Origin of the sequence: Pseudomonas sp. Fl4BN1, from assembly GCF_009908285.1 — a bacterium.
Classification (GTDB): domain Bacteria; phylum Pseudomonadota; class Gammaproteobacteria; order Pseudomonadales; family Pseudomonadaceae; genus Aquipseudomonas.
In genome coordinates, this window is sequence record NZ_JAAARM010000011.1 from 50,073 (window position 1) to 63,928 (window position 13,856).

Below are 13,856 nucleotides of genomic sequence, written 5' to 3' on the forward strand. Positions count from 1 at the left end.
AAGCGATAAAAAATCATGACTACAGGCAGTGCTCTGTACATCCCGCCTTATAAGGCTGACGACCAGGATGTGGTCGTCGAACTGAATAACCGTTTTGGCCCTGAGGCGTTCACCGCCCAGGCCACCCGCACCGGCATGCCGGTGCTTTGGGTTACCCGCGCCAAACTCGTCGAAGTCCTGACCTTCCTGCGCAACCTGCCCAAGCCGTACGTCATGCTCTATGACCTGCACGGCGTGGACGAGCGCCTGCGCACCAAGCGCCAAGGCCTGCCAGGTGCCGACTTCAGCGTCTTCTATCACCTGCTGTCGATCGAACGTAACAGCGACGTGATGATCAAGGTTGCCTTGTCCGAGAGCGACCTCAGCCTGCCGACCGTGACCGGTATCTGGCCCAACGCCAACTGGTACGAGCGTGAAGTCTGGGACATGTTCGGCATCGACTTTGCCGGCCACCCGCACCTGTCGCGCATCATGATGCCGCCGACCTGGGAAGGTCACCCGCTGCGCAAGGACTTCCCTGCCCGGGCTACCGAGTTCGATCCGTTCACCCTGAACCTGGCCAAGCAACAGCTGGAAGAAGAAGCTGCGCGCTTCCGCCCGGAAGACTGGGGCATGAAACGCTCCGGCGCCAACGAGGACTACATGTTCCTCAACCTGGGCCCGAACCACCCTTCGGCCCACGGTGCCTTCCGTATCATCCTGCAGTTGGACGGCGAAGAGATCGTCGACTGCGTACCGGACATCGGCTACCACCACCGTGGCGCCGAGAAGATGGCTGAGCGCCAGTCGTGGCACAGCTTCATCCCCTACACCGACCGTATCGACTACCTCGGTGGGGTGATGAACAACCTGCCGTATGTTCTGTCGGTAGAGAAGCTGGCCGGCATCAAGGTGCCGGAGAAGGTCGACGTCATCCGCATCATGATGGCCGAGTTCTTCCGTATCACCAGCCACCTGCTGTTCCTGGGTACCTACATCCAGGACGTCGGCGCCATGACTCCGGTGTTCTTCACCTTCACCGACCGCCAGAAGGCCTACACGGTGATCGAAGCCATCACCGGTTTCCGTCTGCACCCGGCCTGGTACCGCATCGGTGGCGTCGCCCACGACCTGCCGCGCGGCTGGGACAAGCTGGTCAAGGACTTCGTCGAATGGCTGCCCAAGCGCCTCGACGAATACACCAAGGCTGCCCTGCAGAACAGTATCCTCAAGGGCCGGACCATCGGCGTTGCCGCCTACAACACCAAGGAAGCCTTGGAATGGGGCGTCACCGGTGCCGGCCTGCGCTCCACCGGTTGCGATTTCGACCTGCGCAAGGCCCGCCCTTACTCCGGCTACGAAAATTTCGAGTTCGAAGTGCCGCTGGCGGCCAATGGCGATGCCTACGACCGTTGCATGGTTCGCGTCGAAGAAATGCGCCAGAGCATCAAGATCATCGACCAATGCATGCGCAACATGCCGGAAGGCCCGTACAAGGCGGATCACCCGCTGACCACGCCGCCACCGAAAGAGCGCACCCTGCAGCACATCGAGACCTTGATCACGCACTTCCTGCAAGTTTCGTGGGGCCCGGTAATGCCGGCCAACGAATCCTTCCAGATGATCGAAGCGACCAAGGGCATCAACAGTTATTACCTGACGAGCGATGGCGGCACCATGAGCTATCGCACCCGGATCCGTACCCCAAGCTTTCCGCACCTGCAGCAGATCCCTTCGGTGATCAAAGGCAGCATGGTCGCGGACTTGATCGCGTACCTGGGTAGTATCGACTTCGTTATGGCCGACGTGGACCGCTAAGCATGAACAGCACGCTTATCCAGACAGACCGTTTCGCCCTGAGCGAAACCGAGCGCTCGGCCATCGAGCACGAGATGCATCACTACGAAGACCCGCGCGCGGCGTCGATCGAAGCCCTGAAGATCGTCCAGAAGGAACGGGGCTGGGTGCCAGACGGCGCGGTCTACGCCATCGGCGAGATCCTCGGCATTCCGGCCAGCGACGTGGAGGGCGTGGCGACGTTCTACAGCCAGATCTTCCGTCAGCCGGTAGGCCGCCACATCATTCGCGTCTGCGACAGCATGGTCTGCTACATCGGCGGCCATGAATCGGTAGTCAGCCAGATCCAGAGCGAGCTGGGCATCGGCCTCGGCCAGACCACCAGCGACGGCCGCTTCACCCTGCTGCCGGTGTGCTGCCTGGGCAACTGCGACAAGGCCCCGGCACTGATGATCGATGACGACACTTTCGGCGACGTACAGCCTGCTGGCGTGGCCAAACTGTTGGAGGGCTACGTATGACCCTGACCTCTTTCGGCCCTGCAAACCGCATCCAGCGCAGCGCAGAAACCCACCCCCTGACCTGGCGCCTGCGTGACGACGGCGAGCCCGTGTGGCTCGACGAGTACCAGACGAAGAACGGCTACGCAGCGGCCCGCAAGGCCTTTGCCGACCTGTCCCAGGACGACATTGTGCAGACCGTCAAGGACGCGGGCCTCAAGGGTCGCGGCGGTGCGGGCTTCCCCACTGGGGTGAAGTGGGGCCTGATGCCCAAAGACGAATCCATGAACATCCGCTACCTGCTGTGCAACGCGGATGAAATGGAGCCCAACACCTGGAAAGACCGCATGCTGATGGAGCAACTGCCCCATCTGCTGATCGAAGGCATGCTGATCAGTGCTCGCGCATTGAAGACCTACCGCGGCTACATCTTCCTGCGTGGCGAGTACACCACCGCCGCCGCGAACCTGCGTCGCGCCGTGGAAGAAGCCAAGGCCGCCGGCCTGCTGGGCAAGAACATCCTCGGCAGCGGTTTCGATTTCGAGCTGTTCGTCCATACCGGCGCCGGGCGTTACATCTGCGGTGAAGAAACCGCGCTGATCAACTCCCTGGAAGGCCGCCGCGCCAACCCGCGCTCCAAGCCGCCCTTCCCTGCCGCCGTGGGCGTGTGGGGCAAGCCGACTTGCGTGAACAACGTCGAGACCCTGTGCAACGTGCCGGCGATCATCGGCGACGGCGTGGAGTGGTACAAATCCCTGGCCCGTGAAGGCAGTGAGGACCACGGCACCAAGCTGATGGGCTTCTCCGGCAAAGTGAAGAACCCTGGCCTGTGGGAGCTGCCATTTGGCGTCACCGCGCGCGAGCTGTTCGAAGACTACGCCGGCGGCATGCGCGACGGCTTCAAGCTCAAGTGCTGGCAACCTGGCGGCGCTGGTACCGGCTTCCTGTTGCCGGAACACCTGGACGCACAAATGTACGCCGGTGGCATCGCCAAGGTGGGCACCCGCATGGGTACCGGCCTGGCCATGGCCGTGGACGACAGCGTCAACATGGTGTCCCTGCTGCGCAACATGGAACAGTTCTTCGCCCGCGAATCCTGCGGCTTCTGCACCCCTTGCCGCGACGGCCTGCCCTGGAGCGTCAAGCTGCTGATGGCCATCGAGAACGGCGAAGGTCAACCCGGCGACATCGAGACCCTGCTGGGTCTGGTGGGTTTCCTCGGCCCGGGCAAGACCTTCTGTGCTCACGCACCGGGTGCCGTGGAACCATTGGGCAGCGCCATCAAGTATTTCCGTCCAGAGTTCGAAGCCGGCATTGCGCCCACCAGCGCTGCTGTCCCGCCTCTGGCACGTCCGATCGTAGTCGGCGCGTAACACCTATAAAGGCGCCGGGCCCGTGCCCTGCGCTTGACGTGCGATGACGCCGTGAACGGCTGTGTTGACTCGTACGGATAACAAGATTCCATTAGCCACGCCCGCTGACACCGGGCCAACGAAGAACTTTGAACCATGGCCACTATCCACGTAGACGGCAAAGCGCTCGAAGTCGATGGGGCAGACAACCTGTTACAGGCATGTCTGTCACTAGGCCTCGACATCCCTTATTTCTGCTGGCACCCAGCTTTAGGTAGCGTCGGCGCCTGTCGCCAGTGCGCGGTCAAGCAATACACCGACGAGAACGACACCCGTGGTCGTATCGTCATGTCCTGCATGACCCCAGCCACCGACAACACCTGGATCTCCATCGACGATGAAGAGTCCAAGGCCTTCCGCGCCAGCGTCGTAGAATGGCTGATGACCAACCACCCGCACGACTGCCCGGTCTGCGAGGAAGGCGGTCACTGCCACCTGCAAGACATGACAGTGATGACCGGCCACAACGAGCGCCGTTATCGCTTCACCAAGCGTACCCACCAGAACCAGGACCTCGGCCCGTTCATTTCCCACGAGATGAACCGCTGCATCGCCTGCTATCGCTGCGTGCGCTTCTACAAGGACTACGCCGGCGGCACTGACCTCGGTGTGTACGGCGCCCACGACAACGTGTACTTCGGGCGCGTTGAAGACGGCGTGCTGGAAAGCGAGTTCTCCGGCAACCTCACCGAGGTCTGCCCGACCGGTGTGTTCACCGACAAGACTCACTCCGAGCGCTACAACCGCAAGTGGGACATGCAGTTCTCACCGAGCATCTGCCATGGCTGCTCCAGCGGTTGCAACATCTCCCCGGGCGAGCGCTACGGCGAGCTGCGCCGCATCGAGAACCGCTACAACGGCTCGGTGAACCAGTACTTCCTCTGCGACCGTGGCCGTTTCGGTTATGGCTACGTCAACCGCAAGGACCGTCCACGCCAGCCCCGCCTGGCCGACGGCACCAAGCTGACCCTGGACCAGGCACTGGACCAGGCCGCCGATCTGTTGCGCGGTCGCAATATCGTCGGTATCGGCTCGCCTCGCGCCAGCCTGGAAAGCAACTACGCACTGCGTGAACTGGTGGGCGCCGAGCACTTCTACTCGGGTATCGAGGCCTCCGAGCTGGAGCGCATCCGCCTGGTGCTGCAGGTTCTGAACGACAGCCCGCTGCCGGTTCCGAACATGCGCGACATCGAAGACCACGACGCGGTCTTCGTCCTTGGCGAAGACCTGACCCAGACCGCCGCCCGCATGGCCCTGGCCCTGCGCCAGTCGGTCAAGGGCAAGGCCGAGGAAATGGCCGACGCCATGCGCGTTCAGCCGTGGCTCGACGCCGCCGTTAAAAACATCGGCCAGCACGCACTGAACCCACTGTTCATTGCCAGCCTGGCTGAAACCAAGCTCGACGACATCGCCGAGGAGTGTGTACACGCCGCTCCCGACGACCTGGCGCGCATCGGTTTCGCCGTGGCCCACGCCATCGACGCCAGCGCCCCTGCCGTGGAAGGCCTGGACAGCGACGCCCTGGAACTGGCCAAGCGCATCGCCGATGCCCTGCTGGCAGCCAAGCGTCCGCTGATCATTGCCGGTACTTCCCTGGGTTCCAAGGCATTGATCGAAGCCGCGGCCAACATCGCCAAGGCCCTGAAGCTGCGCGAGAAAGCCGGCTCCATCAGCCTGGTGGTGCCAGAGGCCAACAGCCTCGGCCTGGCCATGCTCGGCGGCGAATCCCTGGACGCAGCCCTGCAAGCGGTGATCTCTGGCCGTGCCGACGCCATCGTAGTGCTGGAAAACGACCTGTACACCCGCACCGATGCGGCCACGGTGGATGCAGCGCTGAGCGCGGCGAAGGTGGTAATCGTTGCCGATCACCAACAGACCGCCACCCTTGAGCGTGCGCACCTGGTGCTGTCGGCGGCGAGCTTCGCCGAAGGCGACGGCACCCTGGTCAGTCAGGAAGGTCGCGCCCAGCGCTTCTTCCAGGTCTTCGACCCGACCTACCTGGACGCCAGCATCATGGTCCACGAAGGCTGGCGTTGGCTGCATGCCCTGCGCTCTACCTTGCTGGACAAGCCGGTGGACTGGACCCAGCTGGACCACGTGACCGCTGCCTGCGCCGCGAGCACTGCGCAACTGGCCAGCATCGTCGAAGCCGCACCTTCCGCGGCGTTCCGTATCAAGGGCATGAAACTGGCTCGCGAACCGCTGCGCTACAGCGGCCGTACCGCCATGCGCGCCAACCAGAGCGTGCACGAACCGCGTACCCCGCAAGACCCGGATACCGCCTTCGCCTACTCCATGGAAGGTTACTCGGGCTCTGCCGAACCGCGCTCGCAAGTACCATTCGCCTGGTCGCCAGGCTGGAACTCGCCACAGGCCTGGAACAAGTTCCAGGACGAAGTCGGTGGCCACCTGCGTGCCGGTGACCCGGGTACTCGCCTGATCGAAAGCCAGGGCGACCGCCTCAGCTGGTTCGCCAGCGTACCGCGGGCCTTCTCCCCGGCGCAGGGCACCTGGCAAGCCGTGCCGTTCTACCATCTGTTCGGCAGTGAGGAGAACTCTTCGAAAGCCGCTCCGGTGCAGGAACGCATCCCTGCAGCCTATGTGGCCCTGGCCAAGTCCGAGGCCGATCGCCTGGGTGTCAACGATGGCGCCTTGCTCGCGGTGAACGTGGCCGGCCAGACCCTGCGTCTGCCGCTGCGTATCAACGAAGAGCTGGGTGCCGGCCTGGTAGGCCTGCCAGCCGGTCTGCCGGGGATCCCTCCGGCTATCTTTGGCAAATCCGTTGACGGTCTGCAGGAGGCGGCGCAATGAGTTGGTTTACCCCTGAAGTGATCGACGTGATCCTGACCGTGATCAAGGCCATCGTCATTCTGCTGGCCGTGGTGGTCTCAGGTGCACTGTTGAGCTTTGTCGAGCGTCGCCTGCTGGGCTGGTGGCAGGACCGTTACGGTCCGAACCGCGTTGGCCCATTCGGCATGTTCCAGATCGCCGCCGACATGCTGAAGATGTTCTTCAAGGAAGACTGGACCCCACCGTTCGCCGACAAGGTGATCTTCACCCTGGCGCCGGTAGTGGCCATGAGCGCCTTGCTGATCGCCTTCTCGATCATCCCGATCACCCCGACCTGGGGCGTGGCGGACCTGAACATCGGCCTGCTGTTCTTCTTCGCCATGGCCGGCCTGTCGGTCTACGCGGTGCTGTTCGCCGGCTGGTCGAGCAACAACAAGTTCGCCTTGCTGGGTGCCCTGCGGGCTTCGGCCCAGACCGTGTCCTATGAAGTGTTCATGGGCCTGGCGCTGATGGGCATCGTGGTCCAGGTCGGTTCGTTCAACATGCGCGACATCGTCGAGTACCAGGCGCAGAACCTGTGGTTCATCATTCCGCAGTTCTTCGGCTTCTGTACCTTCTTCATCGCTGGCGTGGCCGTGACTCACCGTCACCCCTTCGACCAGCCGGAAGCGGAACAGGAACTGGCCGACGGCTACCATATTGAATACGCCGGCATGAAATGGGGCATGTTCTTCGTTGGCGAGTACATCGGCATCATCTTGATCTCGGCACTGTTGGTCACCCTGTTCTTCGGTGGCTGGCACGGTCCGTTCGGCATCCTGCCGCAACTGTCGTTCATCTGGTTTGCCCTGAAGACCGCGTTCTTCATCATGCTGTTCATTCTGCTGCGCGCCTCCATCCCGCGTCCGCGTTATGACCAGGTGATGGATTTCAGCTGGAAATTCTGCCTGCCGCTGACCCTGATCAATTTGCTGGTGACCGCTGCGGTCGTGTTGTTGAACACGCCAGCGGGCGCGGTTCAGTGAGGATTTGACCCATGTTCAAATATATTGGCGACATCGTTAAGGGTACTGGTACCCAGTTGCGCAGCCTGGTGATGGTCTTCGGCCATGGCTTTCGCAAGCGCGACACCCTGCAATACCCCGAAGAGCCGGTCTACCTGCCGCCGCGCTACCGTGGCCGCATCGTGCTGACCCGCGACCCCGATGGCGAAGAGCGCTGTGTAGCCTGCAACCTGTGCGCCGTGGCCTGCCCGGTGGGTTGCATCTCGCTGCAGAAAGCTGAAACCGAAGACGGTCGCTGGTACCCGGACTTCTTCCGCATCAACTTCTCGCGCTGCATTTTCTGCGGCCTCTGCGAGGAAGCCTGCCCGACCACCGCGATCCAGCTGACACCGGATTTCGAGATGGCCGAGTTCAAACGTCAGGATCTGGTTTACGAGAAAGAAGATCTGCTGATCTCCGGTCCCGGAAAGAACCCTGATTACAACTTCTATCGTGTTGCAGGTATGGCCATTGCCGGGAAGCCGAAGGGCTCCGCGCAGAATGAAGCCGAACCGATCAACGTGAAGAGCTTGCTGCCTTAAGGAAGAAAGATGGAATTCGCTTTCTATTTCGCGTCAGGTGTTGCAGTGGTTTCCACGCTTCGAGTGGTGACTAACACCAACCCTGTGCACGCCCTGCTCTACCTGATCATTTCGCTGATCGCCGTGGCGATGACCTTCTTCAGCCTCGGCGCGCCGTTCGCCGGTGCCCTGGAAGTGATCGCCTACGCCGGCGCCATCATGGTGCTGTTCGTGTTCGTGGTGATGATGCTCAACCTCGGCCCGGCCGCCGCCCAGCAAGAGCGCATCTGGCTCACGCCGGGCATCTGGATCGGTCCGGTGATTCTCGGTGCCCTGCTGCTGGCTGAACTGCTGTACGTACTGTTCAGCCACCAGAGCGGTGCCGGCATCGGCCACACCACCGTCAGCGCCAAGGCCGTGGGCATCAGCCTGTTCGGCCCTTATCTGCTGGTGGTCGAACTCGCCTCGATGCTGCTGCTCGCTGCAGCCGTCACGGCGTTCCACCTGGGCCGCAACGAGGCGAAGGAGTAACCCCATGCCTGATATCTCTCTGGGTACTATCCCAATGGAACATGGCCTGGCAGTTGCCGGCATCCTGTTCTGCCTCGGTCTGGTCGGCCTGATGGTCCGCCGCAACATTCTCTTCGTATTGATGAGCCTGGAAGTAATGATGAATGCCTCTGCATTGGCCTTCATCGTTGCCGGCGCCCGCTGGGCGCAGCCGGATGGACAAGTCATGTTCATCCTGGTGATCAGCCTCGCAGCCGCCGAAGCCAGTATTGGCCTGGCGATCCTGCTGCAACTGTATCGCCGCTTCCATACGCTTGATATCGACGCTGCCAGCGAGATGCGCGGATGAACCTTATCTTTCTGACTTTCCTATTCCCCCTGATCGGCTTTCTGCTGCTGTCGTTCTCCCGTGGACGCATCTCGGAAAACCTTGCGGCCCTGATCGGCGTCGGCTCCATCGGCCTCTCGGCCATCGTGGCCGCCTATGTGATCTGGCAATTCAACGTCGCGCCTCCTGAAGGTGGCCACTACACCCTGGTGTTGTGGCAGTGGATGGCAGTAGAGGGTTTCACCCCGAACTTCGCCCTGTATATCGACGGTCTGTCGATCACCATGCTCGGCGTCGTGGTCGGTGTCGGCTTCCTGATCCACCTGTTTGCCTCCTGGTACATGCGCGGTGAAGCCGGTTACTCGCGGTTCTTCGCCTACACCAACCTGTTTATCGCCAGCATGCTGTTCCTGGTCCTGGGCGATAACCTGTTGTTCCTGTACTTCGGCTGGGAAGGCGTGGGTCTGTGCTCCTACCTGTTGATCGGTTTCTACTACAGCAACCGCAACAACGGTAACGCTGCACTCAAGGCCTTTATCGTTACCCGTATCGGCGACGTGTTCATGGCCATCGGCCTGTTCATCCTGTTCCAACAGGTGGGCACGCTGAACATCCAGGAACTGCTGGTGCTGGCACCGCAGAAATTCCAGGCCGGCGACTTCTGGATCACCCTGGCGACCCTGATGCTGCTGGGCGGTGCTGTCGGTAAATCGGCACAACTGCCACTGCAAACCTGGCTGGCGGATGCGATGGCCGGCCCGACCCCGGTATCGGCACTGATCCACGCTGCAACCATGGTGACTGCTGGCGTCTACCTGATCGCCCGGACCCACGGCCTGTTCACCCTGGCGCCGGACATCCTGCACCTGGTGGGCGTGGTCGGCGGTGTGACCCTGGTACTGGCCGGCTTCGCCGCGCTGGTACAGACCGACATCAAGCGCATCCTTGCCTACTCGACCATGAGCCAGATCGGCTACATGTTCCTGGCCCTGGGCGTTGGTGCCTGGGATGGCGCGATCTTCCACCTGATGACCCACGCCTTCTTCAAGGCCCTGTTGTTCCTTGCTTCCGGTGCGGTGATCGTTGCCTGCCACCACGAGCAGAACATCTTCAAGATGGGCGGTCTGTGGAAAAAGCTGCCACTGGCCTATGCCAGCTTCATCGTCGGCGGCGCGGCCCTTGCGGCCCTGCCACTGGTGACTGCGGGCTTCTACTCCAAGGACGAGATCCTCTGGGAAGCCTTCGCCAGCGGCAACCATGGCCTGCTGTACGCCGGCTTGGTGGGTGCGTTCATGACCTCGCTGTACACCTTCCGCCTGATCTTCATCACCTTCCACGGTGAAGCCAAGACTGAAGCCCACGCCGGTCACGGGATCTCCCACTGGCTGCCCCTGTCGGTACTGATCATCCTGTCCACCGCCATCGGCGCCATGATCACCCCACCGCTGCACGGCGTACTGCCGCAAAGCATTGGGCATGCCGGCGGCGAAGCCAAGCACAGCCTGGAAATCGCCTCGGGCGCCATCGCCCTGGCCGGTATCCTGCTGGCAGCCCTGTTGTTCCTCGGCAAGCGTCGCGTCGTCACTGCCATCGCCAACAGCGGCATTGGGCGTCTGCTCTCGGCCTGGTGGTTCGCCGCCTGGGGCTTCGACTGGATCTACGACAAACTGTTCGTCAAGCCATACCTGGCCATCAGCCATGTACTGCGCAAGGACCCGTTCGATCAAACCATCGGTTTGATCCCGCGTATAGCCAAAGGGGGCCACAACTCCCTGAGCCGTACCGAAACCGGTCAACTGCGTTGGTACGCCGCTTCGATGGCCGCTGGTGCCGTGCTGGTCATCGGCGCCATCGTGCTGGTAGCGGTCTGATATGAACCTTGCGAACTTGCGAAAGGAATTGAGCCCGTCATGATTCTGCCTTGGCTAATCCTGATCCCCTTCATCGGCGGCCTGCTGTGCTGGATGGCTGAGCGCTTCGGCGCCACCCTCCCGCGCTGGATTGCGCTGTTGACCATGACCCTGGAACTCGCCCTCGGCCTCTGGCTGTGGTCCCACGGTAATTATTCATTCGCTCCGGCACCTGGCGCCGATCCGACTTGGGCCCTCGAGTTCAAGCATGTCTGGATCGAACGCTTTGGCATCAACGTACACCTGGCCCTGGACGGCCTGTCGTTGTTGATGATCCTGCTGACCGGCCTGCTGGGTATCCTCTCGGTACTCTGCTCCTGGAAAGAGATCCAGCGTCACGTGGGCTTCTTCCACCTGAACCTGATGTGGATCCTGGGCGGTGTTGTCGGCGTGTTCCTGGCCCTCGACCTGTTCATGTTCTTCTTCTTCTGGGAAATGATGCTGGTGCCGATGTACTTCCTCATCGCGCTCTGGGGTCACAGCTCGGCGGACGGCAAGAAAACCCGGATCTACGCGGCGACCAAGTTCTTCATCTTCACCCAGGCTTCCGGCCTGATCATGCTGGTGGCGATCCTTGGCCTGGTGCTGGTCAACTTCAACAACACCGGGGTGATCACTTTCGATTACGCCCAGTTGCTGAAAACCAAGATGTCGACCACCACCGAGTACATCCTGATGCTCGGCTTCTTCATCGCCTTCGCGGTGAAGCTGCCGGTGGTACCGTTCCACTCCTGGTTGCCTGACGCTCACGCCCAGGCACCGACCGCCGGTTCCGTGGACCTGGCCGGTATCCTGCTGAAGACCGCGGCCTACGGCCTGCTGCGCTTTGCCCTGCCGCTGTTCCCCAATGCTTCGGCTGAGTTTGCACCGATCGCCATGACCCTGGGTCTGGTCGGGATCTTCTACGGGGCCTTCCTGGCCTTCGCTCAGACCGACATCAAGCGCCTGATCGCCTTCTCCAGCGTTTCCCACATGGGCTTCGTGCTGATCGGCATCTACTCCGGCAGCCAGTTGGCCCTGCAGGGCGCGGTGATCCAGATGCTGGCTCACGGTGTTTCGGCAGCCGCACTGTTTATTCTCAGCGGCCAGTTGTACGAGCGCACCCATACTCGCGACATGCGTGAAATGGGCGGCCTGTGGTCGAAGATTGCCTACCTGCCAGCCATCAGCCTGTTCTTTGCGGCGGCGTCCCTGGGCTTGCCGGGCACCGGCAACTTCGTCGGCGAATTCCTGATCCTGATCGGAACCTTCGCCAGCGCACCGTGGATCACCGCGATCGCCACCTCTGGTCTGGTGTTCGGTTCGGTCTACTCGCTGATCATGATCCACCGTGCCTACTTCGGCCCGTCCAAATCGGACGCCGTGCTACATGGCATGGATGCTCGCGAACTGATCATGGTGCTGGGACTGGCGGTACTGCTGATCTATCTCGGCGTGTACCCGCAACCGTTCCTCGATACCTCTGCCGCCACCATGCATGGCGTGCAGCAATGGCTCAGCACCGCCTTCACTCAACTCGCTTCGGCCCGGTAAGAGCGCTATGGACTTTACCATTCAACACTTTATCGCCCTGGCGCCGCTGTTGATCACCAGCGCCACCCTTGTGGTGGTGATGTTGGCGATCGCCTGGCGTCGCAACCACGCCCAGACCTTCCTGCTTTCAGTGGCGGGCCTGAACCTGGCATTGCTGTCGATCTTCCCGGTGCTGAAAGTCGCACCACTGGCAGTAACGCCCCTGCTGCAGATCGACCAGTTCGCCTGCCTGTACATGGCCCTGATCCTGGTGGCCACTCTGGCCTGCGTTACCCTCGCCCACGCCTACCTGGGCGATGGCAGCAGCGGTTACCCAGGCAACCGTGAAGAGCTGTATCTGCTGATCCTGCTGGCCGCCGCTGGTGGTCTGGTGCTGGTCAGTGCGCAGAACCTGGCTGGCCTGTTCATCGGCCTGGAACTGCTCTCGGTACCGGTCTACGGCCTAGTAGCCTATGCCTTCTTCAACAAGCGCTCGCTGGAAGCCGGCATCAAGTACATGGTGCTGTCGGCCGCCGGCTCAGGCTTCCTGTTGTTCGGCATGGCACTGCTCTACGCCGAAGCCGGCAGCCTGAGCTTCAGCGGCATCGGCCACGCCCTCGCTGCCACCGGGCTGCCAAGCCCGCTGGCGCAACTGGGTCTGGGCATGATGCTGATCGGCCTGGCGTTCAAGCTGTCGCTGGTGCCTTTCCACCTCTGGACCCCGGACGTCTACGAAGGCGCTCCAGCCCCAGTGGCAGCCTTCCTGGCAACCGCCAGCAAGGTCGCGGTGTTCGCGGTGCTGGTGCGTCTGTTCCAGCTCTCGCCAGTGGCCAGCAGCGGTATCCTGAGCGACGTGCTGACGGTGATTGCCATTGCGTCGATCCTGGTAGGCAACTTGCTGGCGCTGACCCAGAGCAACCTCAAGCGTCTGCTGGGTTACTCGTCCATCGCCCACTTCGGCTACCTGCTGATCGCCCTGGTGGCAAGCAAGGGCCTGGCGATGGAAGCCATCGGCGTATACCTGGTCACTTACGTGATCACCAGCCTCGGTGCTTTCGGCGTAATTACCCTGATGTCTTCACCGTACAAAGGCCGTGACGCCGACGCCCTGTACGAATACCGCGGCCTGTTCTGGCGCCGTCCGTACCTGACCGCCGTGCTCACCGTGATGATGCTGTCCCTGGCCGGCATTCCGCTGACTGCAGGCTTTATCGGCAAGTTCTACATCATTGCCACTGGTGTCGAAGCACACCAATGGTGGTTGGTAGGCTCTCTGGTCATGGGTAGCGCGATCGGCGTCTTCTACTACCTGCGGGTAATGGTGACGCTGTTCCTGATCGAGCCGAACCTGCGTCGCGTCGATGCACAACTGCACTGGGAACAGAAAGCCGGTGGCGTCATGCTGCTGGCCATCGCGGTCCTGGCGTTCTTCCTCGGCGTCTATCCGCAGCCGCTGTTGACCCTGGTCCAGCACTCCGGTCTGGCGGGTTGATCGCCTAGGCTTCAGCGCACCAAACAGAACGGCACCTTCGGGTGCCGTTTTGCGTTTCTGGG

Annotated in this window: 11 protein-coding genes; all 11 read left to right on the forward strand. The window is 62.0% G+C overall.

Annotated features, from left to right (window positions below):
• Positions 1-15 precede the first annotated feature (15 nt).
• On the forward strand, positions 16-1,797 hold the full coding sequence (gene nuoC / locus GV818_RS14510; protein ID WP_161757447.1) for an NADH-quinone oxidoreductase subunit C/D: 1,782 nt from the start codon (positions 16-18) through the stop codon (positions 1,795-1,797).
• Positions 1,798-1,799: 2 nt separating this feature from the next.
• Complete coding sequence (gene nuoE, locus GV818_RS14515; RefSeq protein WP_161757446.1) at positions 1,800-2,297, forward strand: NADH-quinone oxidoreductase subunit NuoE; 498 nt, start codon at positions 1,800-1,802, stop codon at positions 2,295-2,297.
• Positions 2,294-3,649, forward strand: coding sequence for an NADH-quinone oxidoreductase subunit NuoF (gene nuoF / locus GV818_RS14520; RefSeq protein ID WP_161757445.1), 1,356 nt, complete (start codon positions 2,294-2,296; stop codon positions 3,647-3,649). Before nuoE ends, nuoF begins: the two co-directional genes overlap by 4 nt.
• Before the next feature lie 135 nt (positions 3,650-3,784).
• Positions 3,785-6,499: an NADH-quinone oxidoreductase subunit NuoG gene (nuoG, locus tag GV818_RS14525; protein ID WP_161757444.1), complete on the forward strand. Its 2,715-nt coding sequence runs from the start codon at positions 3,785-3,787 to the stop codon at positions 6,497-6,499.
• On the forward strand, positions 6,496-7,503 hold the full coding sequence (nuoH, locus tag GV818_RS14530) for an NADH-quinone oxidoreductase subunit NuoH (RefSeq protein WP_161776870.1): 1,008 nt from the start codon (positions 6,496-6,498) through the stop codon (positions 7,501-7,503). The genes nuoG and nuoH overlap by 4 nt, the downstream gene beginning before the upstream one ends.
• 11 nt (positions 7,504-7,514) lie before the next feature.
• A complete protein-coding gene (gene nuoI / locus GV818_RS14535) occupies positions 7,515-8,063 on the forward strand; it encodes an NADH-quinone oxidoreductase subunit NuoI (RefSeq protein WP_003223795.1) in 549 nt (182 codons plus the stop codon).
• A gap of 9 nt (positions 8,064-8,072) precedes the next feature.
• A complete protein-coding gene (gene nuoJ, locus GV818_RS14540) occupies positions 8,073-8,573 on the forward strand; it encodes an NADH-quinone oxidoreductase subunit J (RefSeq protein ID WP_161757442.1) in 501 nt (166 codons plus the stop codon).
• A 19-nt stretch (positions 8,574-8,592) separates the two neighbouring features.
• Positions 8,593-8,901, forward strand: coding sequence for an NADH-quinone oxidoreductase subunit NuoK (nuoK, locus tag GV818_RS14545; protein ID WP_161757537.1), 309 nt, complete (start codon positions 8,593-8,595; stop codon positions 8,899-8,901).
• The gene (gene nuoL / locus GV818_RS14550) at positions 8,898-10,751 is read left to right on the forward strand and encodes an NADH-quinone oxidoreductase subunit L (RefSeq protein ID WP_161757441.1); all 1,854 of its coding nucleotides are present in this window, start codon (positions 8,898-8,900) and stop codon (positions 10,749-10,751) included. Before nuoK ends, nuoL begins: the two co-directional genes overlap by 4 nt.
• A 39-nt stretch (positions 10,752-10,790) precedes the next feature.
• Positions 10,791-12,323, forward strand: coding sequence for an NADH-quinone oxidoreductase subunit M (gene nuoM, locus GV818_RS14555; protein ID WP_161776871.1), 1,533 nt, complete (start codon positions 10,791-10,793; stop codon positions 12,321-12,323).
• A gap of 7 nt (positions 12,324-12,330) precedes the next feature.
• Complete coding sequence (gene nuoN, locus GV818_RS14560) at positions 12,331-13,794, forward strand: NADH-quinone oxidoreductase subunit NuoN (protein ID WP_161757439.1); 1,464 nt, start codon at positions 12,331-12,333, stop codon at positions 13,792-13,794.
• Positions 13,795-13,856: the final 62 nt, after the last annotated feature.